General features: G+C 30.9%; 15 protein-coding genes. 5 read left to right on the plus strand and 10 right to left on the minus strand.

The window, feature by feature from the left end; translation table 11 throughout:
- Positions 1-41: 41 nt before the first annotated feature.
- The 4 genes from O3801_RS06370 to O3801_RS06385 all read right to left on the minus strand — a co-directional run bounded on the left by O3801_RS06370 (position 42) and on the right by O3801_RS06385 (position 6,550).
- Complete coding sequence (locus O3801_RS06370) at positions 42-1,301, minus strand: Glu/Leu/Phe/Val family dehydrogenase (RefSeq protein ID WP_294683114.1); 1,260 nt, start codon at positions 1,299-1,301, stop codon at positions 42-44.
- 224 nt (positions 1,302-1,525) lie between these two features.
- On the minus strand, positions 1,526-4,165 hold the full coding sequence (polA, locus tag O3801_RS06375; RefSeq protein WP_294683113.1) for a DNA polymerase I: 2,640 nt from the start codon (positions 4,163-4,165) through the stop codon (positions 1,526-1,528).
- A 200-nt stretch (positions 4,166-4,365) separates the two neighbouring features.
- Entirely contained in the window at positions 4,366-5,568 is a 1,203-nt protein-coding gene (locus O3801_RS06380) for a glycosyltransferase family 4 protein (protein ID WP_294683112.1), read from the minus strand.
- Positions 5,569-5,824: 256 nt separating this feature from the next.
- Positions 5,825-6,550 carry a rhodanese-like domain-containing protein gene (locus tag O3801_RS06385; RefSeq protein WP_294683111.1) on the minus strand — a complete coding sequence of 242 codons (726 nt, stop codon included), beginning with the start codon at positions 6,548-6,550 and terminating at the stop codon, positions 5,825-5,827.
- A 144-nt stretch (positions 6,551-6,694) separates the two neighbouring features.
- Between O3801_RS06385 and O3801_RS06390 the strand changes: the two genes are divergently transcribed.
- Positions 6,695-8,218: a ClC family H(+)/Cl(-) exchange transporter gene (locus O3801_RS06390; RefSeq protein WP_294683110.1), complete on the plus strand. Its 1,524-nt coding sequence runs from the start codon at positions 6,695-6,697 to the stop codon at positions 8,216-8,218.
- Between the two features lie 45 nt (positions 8,219-8,263).
- Here O3801_RS06390 and O3801_RS06395 read toward each other — a convergent pair whose 3' ends face one another.
- Both O3801_RS06395 and O3801_RS06400 read right to left on the minus strand, forming a co-directional pair.
- A complete protein-coding gene (locus O3801_RS06395; protein WP_371454436.1) occupies positions 8,264-9,061 on the minus strand; it encodes a Cof-type HAD-IIB family hydrolase in 798 nt (265 codons plus the stop codon).
- Complete coding sequence (locus tag O3801_RS06400) at positions 9,054-10,067, minus strand: LacI family DNA-binding transcriptional regulator (protein ID WP_294683108.1); 1,014 nt, start codon at positions 10,065-10,067, stop codon at positions 9,054-9,056. Before O3801_RS06400 ends, O3801_RS06395 begins: the two co-directional genes overlap by 8 nt.
- 431 nt (positions 10,068-10,498) lie before the next feature.
- Between O3801_RS06400 and O3801_RS06405 the strand changes: the two genes are divergently transcribed.
- From O3801_RS06405 to O3801_RS06420, 4 genes are all read left to right on the plus strand, one after another.
- Entirely contained in the window at positions 10,499-11,233 is a 735-nt protein-coding gene (locus O3801_RS06405; protein WP_294683107.1) for an ATP-binding cassette domain-containing protein, read from the plus strand.
- Positions 11,226-11,897 (plus strand): methionine ABC transporter permease, encoded by a 672-nt coding sequence (locus O3801_RS06410; RefSeq protein WP_003146663.1) that lies wholly within the window; start codon positions 11,226-11,228, stop codon positions 11,895-11,897. Before O3801_RS06405 ends, O3801_RS06410 begins: the two co-directional genes overlap by 8 nt.
- Before the next feature lie 4 nt (positions 11,898-11,901).
- The gene (locus O3801_RS06415) at positions 11,902-12,726 is read left to right on the plus strand and encodes a MetQ/NlpA family ABC transporter substrate-binding protein (protein ID WP_294683106.1); all 825 of its coding nucleotides are present in this window, start codon (positions 11,902-11,904) and stop codon (positions 12,724-12,726) included.
- A 95-nt stretch (positions 12,727-12,821) separates the two neighbouring features.
- Positions 12,822-13,655, plus strand: a complete 834-nt coding sequence (locus O3801_RS06420; protein ID WP_294683105.1) for a MetQ/NlpA family ABC transporter substrate-binding protein — start codon at positions 12,822-12,824, stop codon at positions 13,653-13,655.
- 239 nt (positions 13,656-13,894) lie between these two features.
- On the opposite strand, the gene O3801_RS06425 is transcribed toward O3801_RS06420, so the two are convergent.
- The 4 genes from O3801_RS06425 to malQ are packed head-to-tail and all read right to left on the minus strand — an operon-like array spanning position 13,895 to position 20,070.
- Entirely contained in the window at positions 13,895-15,481 is a 1,587-nt protein-coding gene (locus tag O3801_RS06425; RefSeq protein ID WP_371454437.1) for an alpha-glucoside-specific PTS transporter subunit IIBC, read from the minus strand.
- A gap of 18 nt (positions 15,482-15,499) precedes the next feature.
- Positions 15,500-16,294, minus strand: coding sequence for an endonuclease/exonuclease/phosphatase family protein (locus tag O3801_RS06430; RefSeq protein ID WP_371454438.1), 795 nt, complete (start codon positions 16,292-16,294; stop codon positions 15,500-15,502).
- Positions 16,295-16,319: 25 nt separating this feature from the next.
- Positions 16,320-18,578, minus strand: coding sequence for a glycogen/starch/alpha-glucan family phosphorylase (glgP, locus tag O3801_RS06435; protein WP_371454439.1), 2,259 nt, complete (start codon positions 18,576-18,578; stop codon positions 16,320-16,322).
- A 1-nt stretch (position 18,579) separates the two neighbouring features.
- Complete coding sequence (gene malQ, locus O3801_RS06440; protein ID WP_371454440.1) at positions 18,580-20,070, minus strand: 4-alpha-glucanotransferase; 1,491 nt, start codon at positions 20,068-20,070, stop codon at positions 18,580-18,582.
- Positions 20,071-20,119: the final 49 nt, after the last annotated feature.

Genomic DNA, 20,119 nt, shown 5'->3' on the forward strand with positions numbered 1-20,119 from the left:
TAGAAATCATGTATTCTAGCAATTCACCTTTTAAATTATAATTAGCTTAATTTACCTTTTAGTTTCATGTTTTTAACAATTTTCTCAATAGAATTTACATAAGCAGCTTTTCTCATCGGAATAGCAAATCTTTCTTTCACTTCCCAAATATCATTAAATGCTTTTGTCATAACTCTTGCTTGTTTTTCTACAACTTCTTCTTCTGTCCAGTAGTAACCTTGTAAGTTTTGTACCCATTCAAAGTAAGATACAGTAACACCACCACTGTTGGCAAGAATATCAGGAATTACTACCACGTCTTTTTCACGTAATACTTTATCACCAGCTAAAGTCGCTGGACCATTAGCACCTTCAGAAACAACAGCAGCTTTTATTAAATTAGCTTCTTTTTCATCAATAGCATTCTCTAATGCACAAGGACACACTACATCAACATCTAAAGCCCAAAACTCATCTAAAGTTAATCGTTTTGTGTTTGGTAATGTATGGAATCTTACTCTCTTATCTTTACATTCTTGCAGTTCTGCATATGATAATCCTTCTTCACGATAAACAGCATATTGAACACCATCATCATCACGCTCAGTTACTGCAACTACAGTAGCGCCAAACTTCACAGCTGTATCTACAGTATAGCTACCTACATTACCGAAACCTTGAACAGCAAATTTCGCACCTTCTGTAGATTTACCTAATTTCTCTAGAGCTAATTTTGCAGCAAGTGCCACACCATATCCAGTCGCTTGAGTTCTACCTAAAGAACCACCTAATTCTAATGGCTTACCAGTTAACGTTCCAATACCTTGTTCTCCAGTAAGAACATTATACTCATCGATCATCCAAGACATGATTTGTCCATTAGTATTAACATCTGGTGCAGGCACATCTTGTTTTTCACCTAGATATTTGTACAGTCCTCGAATATATCCACGTGATAATCTTTCTAATTCACCTTTTGATAAATCTTTTGGATCTACGATAATACCACCTTTACCTCCACCATATGGTAGATTAGCAACAGCACATTTAAATGTCATCCAAATTGATAATGCTTTAACTTCATCTGCTGTTACAAGTGGATGGAATCTTAACCCACCTTTTGTAGGACCAATTGCATCATTGTGCTGAGAACGGAATCCTTTGAAGTATTTCACCTCACCATTATCCATTCTAACAGGTATAGAAATCTCAATAAATCTTTGTGGATCTTTTAAAGATTCATACACTTCTTCTTTATAACCTAAAACTTCACAAGCACCTTTAATTTGCTCTCTTGCGTTAACTAATGGATTGTTATTCATAATCACATCTCCTCAGAATGTTATTTTACATTTGTCATGTAATATTTTTTATTAATTATAACAAATACAATATATTTTTGTAAACGTTTTTGTTTTCACTTCATATTTTTCTTATTTCTTAAAATATTTACTCTTAAAAATAAAAACTTTATAAAAAAAGCTAGTATTACAACATGTGTTTATGTTAAATACTAACTTTTCTTATTTATAAATATCTAGTTTATTTATTTCGCATCATACCATGACGCTCCACTACTAGCCTCCGCTTTTAGTTGAACATCTAAATTAGCCGCTTCTTCCATGATTTTAATCATTTCTTTTGTAAACTCTTCTTCGATATCTTTATTTACATCAAAGATCAATTCATCATGCACTTGTAATAATAATTTTGCATCTACATTTGTTTTTTTTAAATATTCAAATACATTAACCATAGCTATTTTTATAATATCCGCAGCAGTTCCTTGAATTGGTGAATTCATCGCAATACGCGCATTTAGATTAGCTACAATCTTGTTCTTCGCATTAATATCCGGTAATGCTCTTCTTCTATTGAATAAAGTTTCTACATAACCATGTTCTTTTGCAAAATCTACGATATCAGTCATATATTTATCAACACCTTTGAATGTTTCTAAATATTTATCAATGAACTCTTTCGCACGTTTTCTAGTAATTCCAAGGTTATTAGATAATCCAAAATCAGAAATTCCATAAACAATACCAAAGTTAACAGCTTTAGCTTCTCTACGCATTGAAGAAGTTACTTCATCAAGACTAACTCCATTAACATCACTAGCTGTTTTAGTATGAATATCTACGTCATGTTTAAACGCATCTATCATTCCTGCATCTTGTGCGATATGAGCTAGAACTCGAAGCTCTATTTGAGAATAGTCAATTGATAAGATTACTCTATCATCAGAAGCTGGAACGAATGCTTTTCTGATTTTTTTCCCTTCTTCGATTCTTGTTGGAATATTTTGAAGATTTGGATTTACAGAAGATAAGCGTCCTGTTTGAGCTAATGTTTGCTCATAACGTGTATGAATTTTCCCTTCTCGAGTAATATCTTTTACTAAGCCTTTTGCATAAGTTGAGTTTAATTTTGTAATAGTTCTATATTCCATAATCAATGGAATAATTTCATGACTATGTTGTAATTGTTCTAGTACCTCTACAGCTGTAGAATATCCAGTCTTCGTTTTCTTAATCGGTGGCAATCCTAGATCCTCAAATAATACTACTCCTAATTGTTTAGGTGAAGCTATATTGAATTCTGAACCAGCTAAAGTATATATGCTAGCTTCTAAAGTTTTAATTCTTTCATCAAACTCCGCACTCATTTCCTCAAGAGCTTTCTTACTAACATGAATTCCTTCAAATTCCATATTAGCTAACACTTTAGCGACTTTTATCTCTATATCTTTATATAAATCCACCATATTTTCTTCTGCAAGTTTTTCTTCCATCAATGGTTTCATAAGAGAAATACTCTCTGCAATTTCAGCTATATACGGATTAATAACTTCTTGAGCTGGTAAAGTTCGTTTTGCCCCCTTACCATATATTTCTTCATCACTGCTTATTATTTTTCCGAGATAGTTAAAGATTATTTTATCAATTTCAGTTTTTGCATTAACATCAATTAGATAAGATACAATTTTTACATCGAAAACTTCTCCATTAATATCTACGCCATTTCTCTTCGCTATAAATAAAATCTTCTTAAAATCATAAACAGTTTTAGTAATTTCACTTTGAAGATAATCAACTACAAATTTATTAGTGAAAAATTGTTCTTCACTAAAAATATAAGCAGTTCCTTCTTTATAGACTACTATTCCAACCACATCTGAGTTATGGTAATCTTCTGTGTAACACTCAATATGTAAAGTACTGTCGGTAAAATCTATTTTCGTATTTTTATCCGCTAAAACAATATTAATCTCTTTTTTAGGAGTAGTATTCTCTTCAACTACTTCTCCTGCCTCTTCGCTAGAAGTTTCTTGAGATAATTTTCTTAAGAACGAAACAAACTCAAGTTTTTCAAATAACTCTCTTTTAAGTTCTACATTCTCACTATATGTTAAATCTTCTAACTTATTATCAACTGGAACTTCAGTATAAATAGTAGCTAACTTCTTACTTAACAGAGCATCTTCGCGTCCTTCAGTTAGACGCTCTTTTAGTTTTTTACCACTAATATTATCAATATTTTCTAGTACATTCTCCACAGTTTTATATTCTGTTAATAATTTTATAGCAGTTTTTTCACCAACTCCAGCAATACCAGGGATATTATCACTCTTATCTCCCATAAGACCTTTCATATCAACGATTTGTTCTGGAGTTAAACCATATTTTTCAGCAATAAATTCTGGTGTATAGTAGTCAATATCCGTAACACCACGCTTAGTATAGTAGATTGTTATATTTTCACTAGCTAGTTGAGTTAAGTCTTTATCTCCTGTTACTATTATTACTTCTAGCCCTTCTTTTTCAGCGATTTTAGCATAACTTCCAATAATATCATCCGCTTCATAATCAAAATGTTCTTCATACTTTATTCCATATGAATCAAGAAGCTCTCTAACATATCCGAATTGCTCTACTAACTCACTAGGAGTTTTATCCCTAGTACCTTTGTATGCTTCATAACTTTGGTGTCTAAACGTTTGTTTTCCTTTATCAAAGGCAACTAACGCATACTTTGGATTAGTATCTGCCAATATTTTTTCTAGCATCAATGTAAAACCATATACACTATTTGTATACAGTCCTTTTTTATTTTTTAAAGCTGGCATAGCGTAAAAAGCACGATAACTTAAACTATTACCATCTATTAATATTATCTTATCCATCTAATTCTCCTAATATTTGTTTTTTAAACAACTAAAATGGGGTAACTTCAAAAATCGTGTTTTAAAATCGATTTTCTTTAGTCACCCCCGTACTATTTATCTCATATTCGAAAATCACTTCTTAAATATATTTAAATACCTGTAAACTACTGAGCTTTGTTTTAAGTATTTACTTTTAGAAATATTCACTACCTATTATTCTACAATAAATTGTAAATAATTTCTATTTTTCTCTTCCAAGAGTGGTGTTCAATTTCTTCTAGTAACTCAGCAGGAATCTCACGTTGCTCCCTTGTTCTTTCTATCATAAGTTCCAAAGCACCCACTATTCTATTAATAAATGCTGGTTTTTCTTCTTCAACAGCCTTATCAGTGTCATAAATAGTTGGCATTGCTATGTATTCTATTATCTCAGAATTATTGATTTTATCTCCAAGAAATTCTATTAGTCCTTCTATCTCAGTAGCAACTACTCTTAGTCCGCTTCCTAAAGCTTCGACCGCTATAAGACCTAACCCTTCAAAATAAGATGGTAGTATAAAAATATCTTTATGCCTCATTATTTCCCCTAAGTGTGCTTGATCTACTGCATTATAAATTTTTATTTTCTTAGAATCACCAACTAAAGCTTCAACCCTAGGTCTATCTTCTTCTTTTAAATTCCCTATTAATTCTAATTCTACATTATTGTCTTTTTTCTCTAATAATCTAAAAGCCTTAATTAACTCATAAAAACCTTTTGATTCATCAAATTTCCCTGCATATAATATTTTCACATTATCGCGTTTTTCATATTTTTCTGCAGGATAAAAAATCTTCTCATTATATCCAGCACCAATATTTATAATCTTATCCTCAGGATAATTGTAAATATTAGAAATACCCTCTATAACACCACTGCTTAGTGCTAATATCTTATCTAACTTACCAAGGCTTTTAACATACTTATCTTTCATTGCTGGGTTCTTTTCAGCTTGTCTTATATCCGTATTATGACAAACTCCAATTACTTTTTCATCCTCAAACACATCGCAAACTATCGAACTTAAAATCCATAAGTGATGTGTAATTACAACGTCTGGTTTAAATTCTTTTTTAGCTCTCTCTAATTTTTTACGGAATGCTTCCTGCCAAGTTTCCAACATTTCATCTGTCATATTTTTGTACAAAGTATTTTCATAAGGCATAATATCACTCATACCTACGATAGGAAAACTAATATCCTTACCTTGAAACTCAACTTCAAATTTCTCTTCTAAAAAATTAAAATCATATTCCGGCGTTGTTGCATAAACCGCAGCTTGTTCAACGTCAAACTGTTTTAGCCCTTCAATTACATTAGTAAAATATACACCACTTCCTGTCTTAATAGGTAATTGTGCTAATACGTGTAAAATTTTCATAATTATCTTCCTCTATTTCATATTTTCCGTCACTTATATTATAACCTAATTTCAAATTTTTTTATAGTCAAGGTATTAAAAATTTAAGATAATTAAATAAAAAGAGAAATTTACATTAAGCAATCCTACTCTATGTAAATTTCTCAAAATTTCTTTTCATCATCCAAAGGATTCCTCTCTCTTATTAATGAAAAGATTATTCCTTTGTTAACATTAATTTTAAACGATAACCTATCGCTTATTTTATTATCTATGCTCAACCACAAGACGACGCTTCTTGATCATCTTTAGTTTCTATATAATCATTTTTATTATAAAACGCATTTTTATATCTATCTAACTTAAATGGTTCGACTAGATTAATAACAGTAAATCCATCTAAACCAAGTTTTTTACATACTTCTTTACTTTCTTCAGGTTTGTCACTATAAACAAAAATTTCTGAGTCTTTATTTAACTTATCTAAAATACTATCTATTTCATTAGGTAAAACTTTGATTTCTTCATCACTTAAAGTTTCACTACCTAAGTTTAAAAATTGCTTATTTTTACTTACTGAGATACGGTATTTGAATTCAGATAATAATGCATTGCTGTATATTGCTTTACCATAATCATATTGCTTAATTCCATCTCCAATATGAAGTTTCGTGAATCCACGCTCTCTTAATAATTTTTCAGTATTACGAGATGTTACATCAACTACACAATATAGAATTATATCTTTATCCTTATACTCATCTAGCACATCGCTATTGTTTTTGAAAAGTTTAATAGGTAAGTTTACCGCATTAATTGCATGCCCTCTTGCATATTCTTTTCTCCAACGAACATCTACAACAAGTGCTTCTTCAAAAGTTTTTTTCTCTACTTCAGCTCCAGCGATTCTCCCTGGCTTACCTTTAAGTAATTTAAGCCAAAACGCATAAAGACCTAATAGGATAATTAATAGTACAATTACTATAATAACAAATATTTTCATCTATTTTACTCCTTTCTTAACATAATTATATTATATCACACATTTTGTATTTTTAATAATAAATGATATTATAAAATTACTTTGATTTTTTTATAAAATAAGAGTAAAATTATGTTATAGACATTTTTTAGAAAGGAGATTTAGATGAAAATTTCCAAAATCAGTAAAATAGACAACAAAAATTTAAAACTCGAATCTTCATTACTTTTTGATGGAATATTAGTTGGCCTAGCTGCGGGAATAGTCGGTGCGTGCTATAGATTACTTATTGGATATAGCGAAAAACTTGTTCACTATACAGCTGACTTTATAAAAACTGGTTTTATATATAAAATTATATTATTAGCAGTTTTAATACTACTCGCATTATTTTCTGGATTCTTACTTAAAAGAGAACCTATGGCGAGTGGAAGTGGAATTCCTCAAGTATCAGCAGAAATAACAGGAAGACTTAATTCAAATCCATTACGTGTACTTATTTATAAAATTACCGGAGGATTAACAGCTAGTTTAGGTGGTCTATCTTTAGGTAGAGAGGGCCCATCCATTCAACTCGGAGCAATGAGCGGAAAACTTGTATCAAGAATTTTAAAAAAGGATAGTATTAAAGAAAAATATCTTATTACTTGTGGTGCTAGTGCAGGTTTATCTATTGCCTTTGGTGCGCCACTTGCAGGTGTCCTGTTTTCTATAGAAGAAGTTCATAAGCAAATCACAAAAAAAATTGTAATTTGTTGCTTCAGTGCTGCTGTTATGGCAAATATCGTCGGACAGTACATCTTTGGTCTTACTGCTATTTTTAAATTCCCAGATGTACCGTATGTGGAAGTTGATATATATCCTTGGGTTGCTCTATTAGGTATTTTACTAGGAATATTTGGAACATTCTATAATGTTACTATAAAAATACTATTCAAAATTTACGAATATTTCAAATTAAATATAGTGTTTAGGCCCCAAGTAGCTTTTCTCATTTCATTTGTTCTATTTATTTTTTATCCCATAGTTTTAGGGAGCGGACATAGTTTAGTAGAATTTTTAATTGAAAATAAATTTAGCTTTATGTTTTTATTAACTTTATATTTTATAAAAACTTTATTTTCACTTATATCATTCACATCCGGCGTTGCAGGTGGTATTTTCCTACCAATTCTGATTCAAGGAGCTGTACTCGGTACATTATTTAGTAATTTCTTTGATGCCAAATATACAGCATTATTTGTCATCTTGTCAATGTCTGGATATTTAACAGCAATTGTAAGAAGTCCTATTACTTCAATAATATTATTATTTGAAATGACACAAAAACTTAACTATTTCCTTCCAATAGCACTTTGCTGCTTATTTGCATATATAACTGCGAATATCCTAGGAACAAAACCAGTTTACGAATATCTATTAGATCGTATTTTATCAAGCAATAAGCTAGATGATGACGAAGTTGAAATGGAAGTAGAAATCCTTACAACAATTTCTAACGACAGCTTTTTAGTTGGAAAATCAATAAAAGAAATAGAATGGACTGAAAATACACTTATCTCTCATATCGAACGCTCTGGTAGAGAAATCGTACCAAAAGGGACAACTATTTTAGAAGCTAATGATAAACTTACAGTTATCATGCCTAAAGAAAGTGTTGATTTATTTTTAGAAAAATTTAGTAAATAATTAAAAGACTAGAAGATTCATGTAAGATTCTTCTAGTCTTCATTTTTATATTACATTAAAATGTTTTAATGCATTTGTAATTCCATCATCATCTACGCTTGTCGTGATATAATCGGCAATCTCTTTAACATTATCTCCAGCATTCCCCATCGCTACACCTATTCCAGCATGTTTAAGCATATCTATATCATTACCACCATCACCAAATGCCATAGTCTCCTCTAATTTAATACCAAAATGTGCGATAACTGCATCAATTCCAGTATTTTTTCCACCATCTTTTGGAATAACATCAGTGAAATGAGTAGTCCATCTTGCTGCTTTTGAATTAGGCATATATGCTAAAAAGTCCGCTTCTTCCTCTTCTGATACAAAGACATTAAGTTGATAGATTTTTTCACTAATTGCTTTATCATATGCTAGCGGATCTTCTTTAAAACGCTCTGGATCTCCTAGCTCATCTTCTAACCATTTTACCCTTGAATTTTTCAAATTCATAAATGCTCCATCTAATAAAGCAAAATCACAAGCAATATTATTCTCCTTAAAATAAGGAAGGACACTTTTTATATCTTCTTTAGATAATATTTTATCGTTTAAAACTTCCCCATTTTCTAAATAACAATATTGACCATTTATTGTAATATAGCCATCAAATTTAAAATCTAATAGGTCATTTAAAAATGTAGTATGGAACGGTGCTCTTCCAGTAGCTATAAATATCTTAACACCTTGTTCCCTTAATTTTTTTAAAGTATTTACAGTATTCTCTGGAATTGTTTTTGTTTTAAAACTTCTAATCGTTCCATCGATATCAAAAAAAATTGCTTTTATTTTAGTCATTTGTATTCTCCATCTTGTTTAAATCAACTACACTATCTCTTGTTTTTAATTCATAACCAATTAATAGCTTCATAGCTGTTTCTTCTTTTTTTATAATATTCAATAACATCTCAACAGTCTGCTTAGCGGCATCCTTAAGATCAAACTTAATTGTTGTTAACGGCGATTTTAATAATGCTGAAGATGTATAATCACCAAATGCTGCTACTGAATAATTCTCTCCAACACTTAAACCAGATTCTTCTAGAGCTTTTATCGCCCCATAAGCCAGATTATCCGTTGCACAAATTAGACAACTGTCTTCTTTCAACTTTTCTATGTTCTCTTTTACTATTTCATATCCTTCTTCCATTCCGAAATTAGTAATTAGCACATTCTCGGGTTCTAGATTATACTTTTCAAGAGTTCTTATTACTCCTAATTTTCTATAATAACCTACAGCAATATCATCTTCTCCAACTCCCAAGTAAGCTATATTTCTATGTCCACTTGCTAATATATAGTTTGTTAAATCTCTAGCAGCATTAAAGTCATTGTACTCAACACTATATGTATACTCTCCTTCTTGCCCTAGCATAACAACAGGAACATCTATAGACTTAATAGTACTTTCATATGTCTTACTCATAGTAGTAGGTAATAAAATAATCCCATCTACATTCATTCTCGCTAATTTTTTTATATACTCCAATTGTTTATTTTCATCAAAATTAGCATTCATTATTAGCGTCTCATAATTGTTGTTTTTTAACTCTTTATCAAGATATTTTAAAGTATTTCCACTAACATAAGAGTGAAGACACGGAACTATTACTCCTATAATTTTGCTATCAGTACTCTTTAATGCTTTAGCAAAAGTATTCGGTGTATAATTATACTTATCTACTATTTCTTTAATTCTTTCTCTTGTTTCTTTTTTTAAATTCCCACCATTAAAGTATCTAGAGACAGTAGTAGTACCTACTCCGGCCATTTTCGCTATATCTACTATTGTCAATTTCTTCATAGATTACCTCCTTAGACCATAACTATAATTATATACGATTCAAGAAAATAAATAAAGAATTATATAAGAACATTTTTAGAAAAAATAATCACTAAATATTTATTAGAAATGAGAAATTCCCCTCCTGTAATAACGACATATTTTTTCACTTTTAATAATTATTCTAATACAATTTGACTGCTAATTTTATTATAAAAACTATAAGAACTACTCTGATAATAGTAATCTTTACTATTTTTATTACACTTAATTAATTATTCTAAAATCCAAACCTTCTAACTGTACCAGTACAAATAAATAATTTTCACGCAACAGACCTCTAAACACTATCAAACATGCATAGAACAATACGAACAATTAATTTAAAAAAATTAAACAAAGTTCTTGAAATCCTTTACTAAAAGTGATATAGTTTTCATTGGAGGTATAATATGATAGTTCAATTAAAAAACGTATCAAAACAATATAAAGATGCTAACTTTAAATTAGAAAATATTTCTTTTGATATTAATAAAAAAGAAGTTATTGGAATTATCGGAAGAAATGGTACAGGAAAAAGTACTATTCTTAAAATGATAAATGGGATTGTTTCATACGATAGCGGAGATATACTATATAAAAACTCTTCTATTAAAGGTATGGATGCAAGTACCCTTAGAAATACTAGAAAAAATCTAGCGTATATATTCCAACACTCTAATCTTATTGATAACAAAACAGTATATTATCATTTAAGTCTAGTATACAAATTAAATAAGGTTTCTGTTGATAAAAAGAAAATAGATGATATTCTTGAATTCATGAATATTACAAGACTAAAAAATAGTCTTTGTGGTAGCCTAAGTGGTGGTGAACAACAAAAAGTCGCTATTGCTATGGCACTATTACAAGAACCTGAAGTTCTACTTTGTGATGAAATTAGTTCTGCCTTAGATACTAATAGTGAAAAAGAAATTTTCGCTCTTTTAAATAAATTGCGTACAACAACTGACATTTCAATTGTTATGATTTCTCACAGCCTTTCATTACTTAAGAACTTTTGTGACCGAGTAGTAGTTATCGATGATTCGACTATTAAAGATATTGTCGTACCTAACAAAAATGCAAAAGACGATTACGACAGTAATTACTATAACTACGTAAAGGAGTTTTTATTAAATGATTGATTTATTTAAAGCCAATTACGATGGTATTATGAAAGCATTCTGGGAAACAAACTATATGATGATTTACTCTATGTTAACAGTATTTTTCATTTCCCTACCATTAGGTATTATGCTTTTTGCTTTCAGTCGTGATTATTTATTAAAAAATAGAGCAGTTTATGAAGGACTTAGCATTTCTCTTAATGCCCTACGTAGTGTTCCGTTTCTAATTTTTGTATTCATATTAATTCCTGTAAATAGATTTCTATTTAAAACATCTTTTGGGAATATTGCAGCAATCTTGCCTCTTACACTAGTTGGTGTAAGTATCTATGCACGATTTGTTGAACAAGCCCTTATAAATGTTCCTAAAAAGATTGTAGATAGAGCTATAAGTATGGGAGCTACTAAAATTCAAATTATTAGATATTTCTTATTACCAGCTACAATGGATAACTTAATTTTATCATTCACCTATACTACTATTAGTTTACTAGCATATACTACTGTAATGGGTGTAATCGGAGCCGGTGGTCTTGGTGAATTTGCATTCAGATATGGATATCAAGAATACAATTATGATCTAATGTATTTAATAGTAATAATATTTATTATATATGTATTTATTATTCAATCTATAGGTTATGGATTAGCTAAACGTTTCACAAATAAGAAGGAGAAATAGATTAATGAAAAAAGTATTATCTATTGTTGCTAGTCTTTTAGCTCTTGTGCTTGTATTAACAGCATGTTCTAGCAAAACTAGCGATAAAAAAGAAGAAAAACAAGAAAACAAAACTATTAAAGTTGCTGCCCATGTCCCACCATTTACTGACATGTTAGAATTAGTTAAAGAAGATTTACAAAAAGAAGGATACAACCTTGAAATTGTAAAAGTATCTGATAACGTTCAAGCTAACGTTGCTTTAGCAAACAAAGAAATCGATGCTAACTTCTTCCAACATGAACCATTCATGAAACAGTACAACGAAAAAAATCACACTAACTTAGTAGCAGTAGCAAAAGTTTATAACTCAATTCCTGCTTTCTACTCAAAAACTGTTAAAAACATCAAAGATCTTAAAGATGGTGCTGATGTAGCTATTCCATCTGACGCTTCAAATATGGCGCGTGCATTAAGATTATTAGCTCACGGTGGATTAATCACATTAAACGATCCTAACAGTTACAACGTTACTGTAAAAGATATCAAAGATAATCCAAAACATCTTAAATTTACAGAAGTTGGTCTTTTAAACTTAAGTGATGCATATGCAGAAAAAGATTTAGTATTCAACTACCCAACTTACATTGCTAAATTAAACCTTACACCAATGAAAGATGGACTTCTAATGGAAGATAAAGCTGACTTTACATACGCTGGTGTTCTTGCCGCTCGTGAAGACAACAAAGACGATGCTAAAATTCAAGCAGTGAAAAAAGCTTTAACTAGTCAAAAAGTTAAAGACTTCCTACAAAAAAATTATGATGGTAAAGCTACTGCAGCTTTCTAATAAATATTTATTATTATTAATCCAAAATCTATAATATATACAATCAACAACCTTACCTCTAAATAAAAAAATATAACTAACAGGAGATATATATAATGAAGAAAATAATTTCATTTATAGCTAGCCTAGCTGCTTTATTATTAGTTTTAACAGCGTGTTCAAGCAAAACTGAAGCACCTAAAAAAGAAGAGAAGAAAGAACCAGTTACTGTAAAAGTGGCTTCTCACACTTCTCCAATGACAGACATGTTAGAAATGATCAAAGAAGATCTTAAAAAAGACGGTTACAACTTAGAAATCGTTAAAGTTTCTGATAACGTTCAAGCTAACGTTGCATTAAACAATAAAGAAGTTGATGCTAACTTCTTCCAACACAGACCATTCATGGAACAATTTAACCAAAAAAATAATGCTCACCTAGTAGCTATCCAACCTATTTACAACGCTACTGTAGCATTCTACTCAAAAACTCTTAAAGACATTAAAGATCTTAAAGATGGTGCTGATGTAGCTATCCCTTCAGATCCAACAAACTTAGCTCGTGCTTTACGTTTATTAGATCACGCTAAGGTTATTACTCTTAAAGATCCAAATAGCTTTACAGTAACAGAAGCGGATATCAAAGACAATCCAAAACACCTTAAATTTACTAAAGTAAGCTTACTTAACCTAAACGAAGCTTATAACGAAAAAGATTTAGTATTTAACTACCCAACTTACATCTCTAAATTAGGATTAACTCCTGATAAAAACGGTCTAGCTCTTGAAAAAGAAGGAGACTTAACATTCGCTATCTCACTAGTAGCTCGCGAAGATAACAAAGACGATGCTAAAGTTCAAGCAGTTAAAAAAGCATTAGCTAGTGAAAAAGTTAAAGATTATATTAACAAAGAACTTAAACCAAAAGGACACGCTACTCCAGCGTTCTAATATAAATTAAAATACTTAGCAGACAATGTTTGCTAAGTATTTTTTTTCTTTAATATACCTTTATAACTACCCTAAATCACTCTGTTTAATAATCTTCCCACGCTAATTAAACATATATTATTACACTCTCAAATTCCTGTATACCTTCTCTTGAATAGAAGGCAAATAATGTCTGATAACTTGCTATCATATCAAAAAAAGAAACTGACTTTCACATCAGTTTCTTTTGATTAATTATCTTATTTGTGTAATTCTTTTTCGAAAGCTTCTCTAACTTGTCCTACTGAGAACCCGATGATTACTTGAATAGCTTTACCGTTACGAGAAACTCCAAGAGCTCCAGAACGTTTTAAGAATGCATCATCTTTAACTAGGCTTTCATCTTTAACATTAACACGTAATCTTGTTACACAGTTAGTAACGTCTACGATGTTATCTTTACCACCTAAACCTTCAAGAATGATAAGAGCTTGGTCATCATGAGTAGCTGCATCATCTTTAACTTCTGGTTTTGGTGCATCTTTACCTTTTTCACGGTACTCTTGTTTAGAGTAAAGTTTTGTTTCGGCATCATCTGCTTCACGTCCAGGTGTGCTTAATTGGAATTTAAGGATTAAGAATCTAAATACAAAGAAGTAGATTACAGAGAATACTAATCCAATTCCGATTTGAACGAACATTTGTGAAGAGTGGTGTTTGAACATTGGTAACCAGTTAAGAGCTAAGAAGTCGATTAATCCACTTCCGAAGTTACCTACAACTCCAAATTGGTACATAGTTGCTGACATTAATGCACCTAATACTGCGTGAGTAGCGAATAACATTGGTGCTGCGAATAAGAATGTGAACTCGATTGGTTCAGTGATTCCTGTTAAGAAACCAGTAAGTGCTGCTGGGATTAATAACCCTGCTACAACTTTTTTCTTGCTGTCTTTAGCTGTTACATACATAGCTAAAGCTGCTGCTGGTAATCCAAATACTTTTGAGTTACCGTGTAATGAGAATCCACCTTGAGGGAATAACTCTTTTAATGGAGTTGAGCTTTGAGAGAACTCTTGGATGTGTTGTACCCAGTAAGCTGTGATTCCATTTTCTACTACTGCTGGTCCAAACATGAATGGTCCATAGATGAAGTGGTGTAATCCAGTTGGGATTAAAATTCTTTCTAGGAATGTGTAAGTGAATACTCCCGCAACTCCAGAAACTTTTAAGAATCCTTGTAATGCAGCAATTCCTAATTGAACTTTTGGCCATAATAGAGCTGTTAAGAATGCAGCTGGAATCATGATTAAGAATCCTACTAAGATTACAAATGTTGATCCTTGGAAAATTCCTAATAATTCAGGTAATTTTTTATCAAAGTATTTATTGTGAATCCATACTGAGATAGATGCAATAACGATAGAACCGATGATTGAAGTATCTAATGTGATTGCTCCAGCGATTCTAGTTAAACCTGTAGGTAATTTAAGAGCTGGCGTTACATCTACACCAAAGAATTTAAATTGAGTTAAGAATCCATTGATGAAGTAGTTATAAACCATGTAGATTAAGAACGCTTCTAATGCAGCACGACCATTTGCTTTTTTAGCAAGACCAATTGGAATACCAAGTGCGAATACTACTGGCATTTGGTTAAAGATCGTCCATCCCCCTTGTTCTACTACGAACCAGAAGTTGTACCAAAGAGTACCTTCTGTCGCGATGCTCCCTACTAAGTTAGGGTTTTTTAAGATTGAAGTTAATCCAACTACTAATCCGAAGAATGCGAATAAAATAGATGGCATTAACATCGCGCCACCAAAGCGCTGAATTTTTTGTAACATAACATTTTCCTCCTTTTTTTATTTTTCTGCTAATGTTACTTCTAAGCCATTATGATCAGAAATTATTGGATAATTATCATCATTAAATATAACAAAACTTTCTTTTACATCCAATTTTCTATTAATAAAAACATAATCCAATTTTTTCTGACACATAGAATCTTCCCAACCACTTATATTTTTATATACGGTAACGCCCCCGTCTTTTTTCTCGGCTAATTCATATGTATCGTATAATCCTTTATCAAGTATTCTTTTATAATCATCTACTTGATGGAAATAATCCGTATTGAAATCTCCCATGAAAACTTTAAGATTATTGTTATCTGTATAATTAATTAGGTTATTAAGATTTTGATCTATGTCTTCCCCTTTACATGTTGGCAAATTCATATGACAACTGTAAAATTCTACGATCTCATTATCTATTTTAAGATCGACTTTTAAAATTTTTCTCGATTCGATAGAAGTTACGGTTTGTTGTGCCGTACAGTAAAAATCCTCTACGGCAACAACTTCACCTTTAGCTAATATCGCTAAACCTTCTTCGAATTTATCAAATCCAATATGAGAGTATGTCCAATAGTAATTATAACTATCTTCTCCATATTCTCTTATCTTATCAAGTAATAATTTCCCAAAATTATCTTCTTTAATTCCATCGTGAACATCTTTACTATTAATCAATTGATTTACTTCTTGCATGGCAACCACGTCATAATTTTTTTCTACAATTACCTTTGCTAAAATATCTAATTTTTCAAGCTGATTTTCTTCTAACCAACTATGTACATTAATTGTTAATAGTCTCATTTAATGTTCCCCACTTCTTTATTTATTATTTTTTATTCCAAATATCTTCATTGTATTGAGCAATTGTACGGTCAGATGAGAAGAATCCTGCTTTTGCAATGTTCGCAATAACTTTCTTCATCCATAATTCACGGTTTTCGTAATCTGCTAACATTTCTTCTTTCTTAGCGTAATATTCCTCAAAGTCAATAAGTGTCATGAACCAGTCTTTATTAAGTAGTTCGTTGTATAGTCTTTCTAATCTTTCTTTGTTTCCAAGTTTAACTAAATCTTCAGATACGATAAAGTCAACAACCTCTTTAACACCATCTTTTTCATAATATTCTTTAGAAACATATCCAGCAGTTTCGTAAAGTTTAATGATTTCATCACTTTCTTTACCAAAGATGTAGATATTTTCACGTCCAACTAGTTCATCAATTTCCACGTTAGCTCCATCTAGTGTTCCTAGAGTTAATGCTCCGTTTAACATGAATTTCATGTTACCAGTTCCACTTGCTTCTTTAGAAGCTAATGAAATTTGTTCTGAAATATCAGTTGCTGGTATTAATTTTTCAGCTACACTTACGTTATAGTTTTCTACTAAGAATACATTTAAGTATTTGTTTACTTCTGGATCATTGTTAATTAATTCTGATAGACATAGAATTAAGTGAATGATATCTTGAGCTATAATGTAAGCTGGTGCTGCTTTACCACCGAAGAATACTGTGATTTTTCTTTCTGGTAATTTTCCATTTTTAATATCTAAGTATTTTTTGATTACATATAAAGCGTTCATTTGTTGACGTTTATATTCGTGGAATCTCTTGATTTGAGTATCAATAATACTGTTTTCATCTAATTCGATACCTTGAGTTTCTTTTAGGTATTCTTTAAGAACAAGTTTGTTCTCGTGTTTGATTTCTTCTAATTTAGCTGCTACTTCTTTACTATCTACAAATGCTAATAGTTTTTCTAATTTAGTTGCATCTGTTAAGTATTCATCACCGATTAGGTCTTTTAAGTAAGCCGCTAACGGTCTGTTAGAAAACTCTAACCAACGTCTGAATGTGATACCGTTAGTTTTGTTGTTAAATTTCTCTGGATATAATTCATAGAAGTGTTTTAACTCAGAGTTTTTAAGAATTTCAGTGTGTAGGTAAGCAACCCCGTTTACACTGTTAGAGAAGTGAATATCCATGTTTGCCATGTGTACTCTGTCATCTTTATCGATGATTTGAATATCTTCACCTTCATATTTTTCTCTAATAACTGCATCTAATTGTTTGATGATTGTTACTAAGTGTGGCACCACTTCTTCTAAGTATGCTAATGGCCATTTTTCTAACGCCTCAGCTAAGATAGTGTGGTTTGTGTAACCAGTCATTTTTTGAACGATTGTATATGCTTCTTCAAATTCAATTCCGTGTTTTTCAGTTAATAAACGAATTAATTCAGGAATTACCATACTTGGATGAGTATCGTTAATTTGAACATATGCATATTCGTATAGATCGTGAACATTACTTCCTTTAGCAATTGCTTCATCTAAAATTAATTGAGCCGCGTTTGATACCATGAAGTATTGTTGGTAAATACGTAGTAATTCACCATTTTTATCACTATCATCTGGATATAAGAATAATGTTAAGTTTTTCTCGATATCAGTTTTATCAAAACTAATACCATCTTCAATAATACTGCTATCTACTGACTCGATATCGAATAAGTTTAGGTAGTTTTTAGTATCTTTTTTATACCCTAATACGTCAATTCTTTTTAGTGATGAAGTTAAATTGAAGTTTTTGAAAGGTACTGTGTATTTAACATCAGTGTCTCTTAACCATGAAGAATCTTCAATCCAGAAGTTTGGCTCTGCATGTTGTTCATTTTTAACAAATACTTGTCTGAATAATCCGCAGTGATAGTTTAATCCGACTCCATCACCATTGATTCCTAAAGATGAGATAGAATCGATGAAGCAAGATGCTAAACGCCCAAGACCACCGTTACCTAGTGATGGTTCTAATTCTGCTTCTTCAACATCACTAAGACGTTTGTTAGCTGCGTTTAATTCTTTTTCGATTTCTTCGTAGATTCCTAAGTTAATTAGGTTATTTGATAATAGTTTACCAATTAAAAATTCTGCTGAAATGTAGTAAACTTTCTTTTTATCAGAGTTTAAAGCTTTTTTATCAGCTTCTTCTTTTACATAATTTAATAGTTGTACATATATTTCTTTATTATCTAAATTACTTAGTTCTTTATTTGTATTTTCTAATACATATTTACTAAATGACATTTTATACCCTCTCTCTTGAATATCTTACTGTAATGTTTCTTAAAAATTCTTTTCTCTCTTCTGTTAAATCTTCTGCAAGCATTCTCCACTCCCAGTTTCCTCCAACTGTTGATGGAACGTTCATTCTGCTTGTTGCATCTTTATCTAATAAGTCTTGCATTGTTACGATTGCGTAATCACTTACTGAAGAGTAGATTCCTCTAATCATTGCTTCAGTAATTGTTTCATCATCACGACGGTTTAAGTATTCAGAAACTAGTTCTCTTTCTGATTCGCTTAGTTTTTCATACCACCCATTAACTACATCGTTATCATGTGTTCCTGTGTAGGCAACACTATTTTGAGTATAATGATGAGGTCGATCTAGATTATCTTCTCCAGGGAAAGCAAATTGAAGAATCTTCATACCAGGATATCCAGAATCATCTAATAATTTTTCTGCTTTAGCATCGATAAATCCTAGATTTTCTGCAACGATTGGTAAATCACCTAATTGTTCTTTAATTTTTTGGAATAATTCAATTCCAGGACCAGCTTCCCAAGTACCATTTACTGCATTTTCTGCATCTTTATCTATTTGCCAGAAATCTGAGAATCCTTTGAAGTGATCGATACGAAGTACATCATAGATTTTAAAACTTTCTTGAACTCGGTAAATCCACCATGAGAATCCTTGTTCTTTGTGTTTTTCCCAATCATAGATTGGATTACCCCAAAGTTGTCCAGTAGGACTGAAATCATCTGCAGGACATCCTGCTACATAAAGTGGTTCATTGTTCTCGTCAACTTTAAATAGTTCTGGCATAGTCCACATCTCAACACTATCAGCACTTACATAAATTGGCATATCTCCAATAATTTTGATTCCTTTTTCATTAGCATATTCTTTTAGTGCTAACCATTGTTTAAAGAAGAAATATTGAGTTACTGTGTAGTATCTTATACTATCTTGAAGTTCTGTACGATATTTTTCACGAGCTGCTTGTTCACCTTTTTTAATATCTTCATCCCAGTGAATAAAGCTCTTATATCCAAAACTTTCTTTTATAGCCATATATTCAGCATAATCAGCTAACCAACTTGAGTTCTCAGCTTCAAATTTTTCAATTTCAGCTAATACTTCATTGTTTTTACTAGTGTTAGCAACTGCTTTTTCTAGAATTGGTCTTCTTGCTTCAAATAATAATGCATAATCAACTTTTTCAGGATTTTCTCCAAAGTTAACATTTACATAATCACTTTCTTCAAGTAATCCATCTTCTTTTAATAATGAGAAATCAATTAGATTTAAGTTTCCTGCTACAGCTGAGAAACTTTGGTATGGTGAATCACCATAACTTGTAGTTGTTAATGGTAAAATTTGCCAATAAGTTTGTTTTGTTTCTTCTAAGAAATCAACAAAATCATAAGCACTTTTACCAAATGTTCCTATTCCAAATTCACCTGGTAATGATGTAATATGCATTAAAACACCACTTGAACGTTTTGTCATCCTATTTTCCTCCATTTTATTTTTAACTTGTCTGTACAAAATAAGTTCT

This window comes from Gemella sp. 27098_8_149, from assembly GCF_041433745.1.
Taxonomy (GTDB): Bacteria; Bacillota; Bacilli; order Staphylococcales; family Gemellaceae; genus Gemella.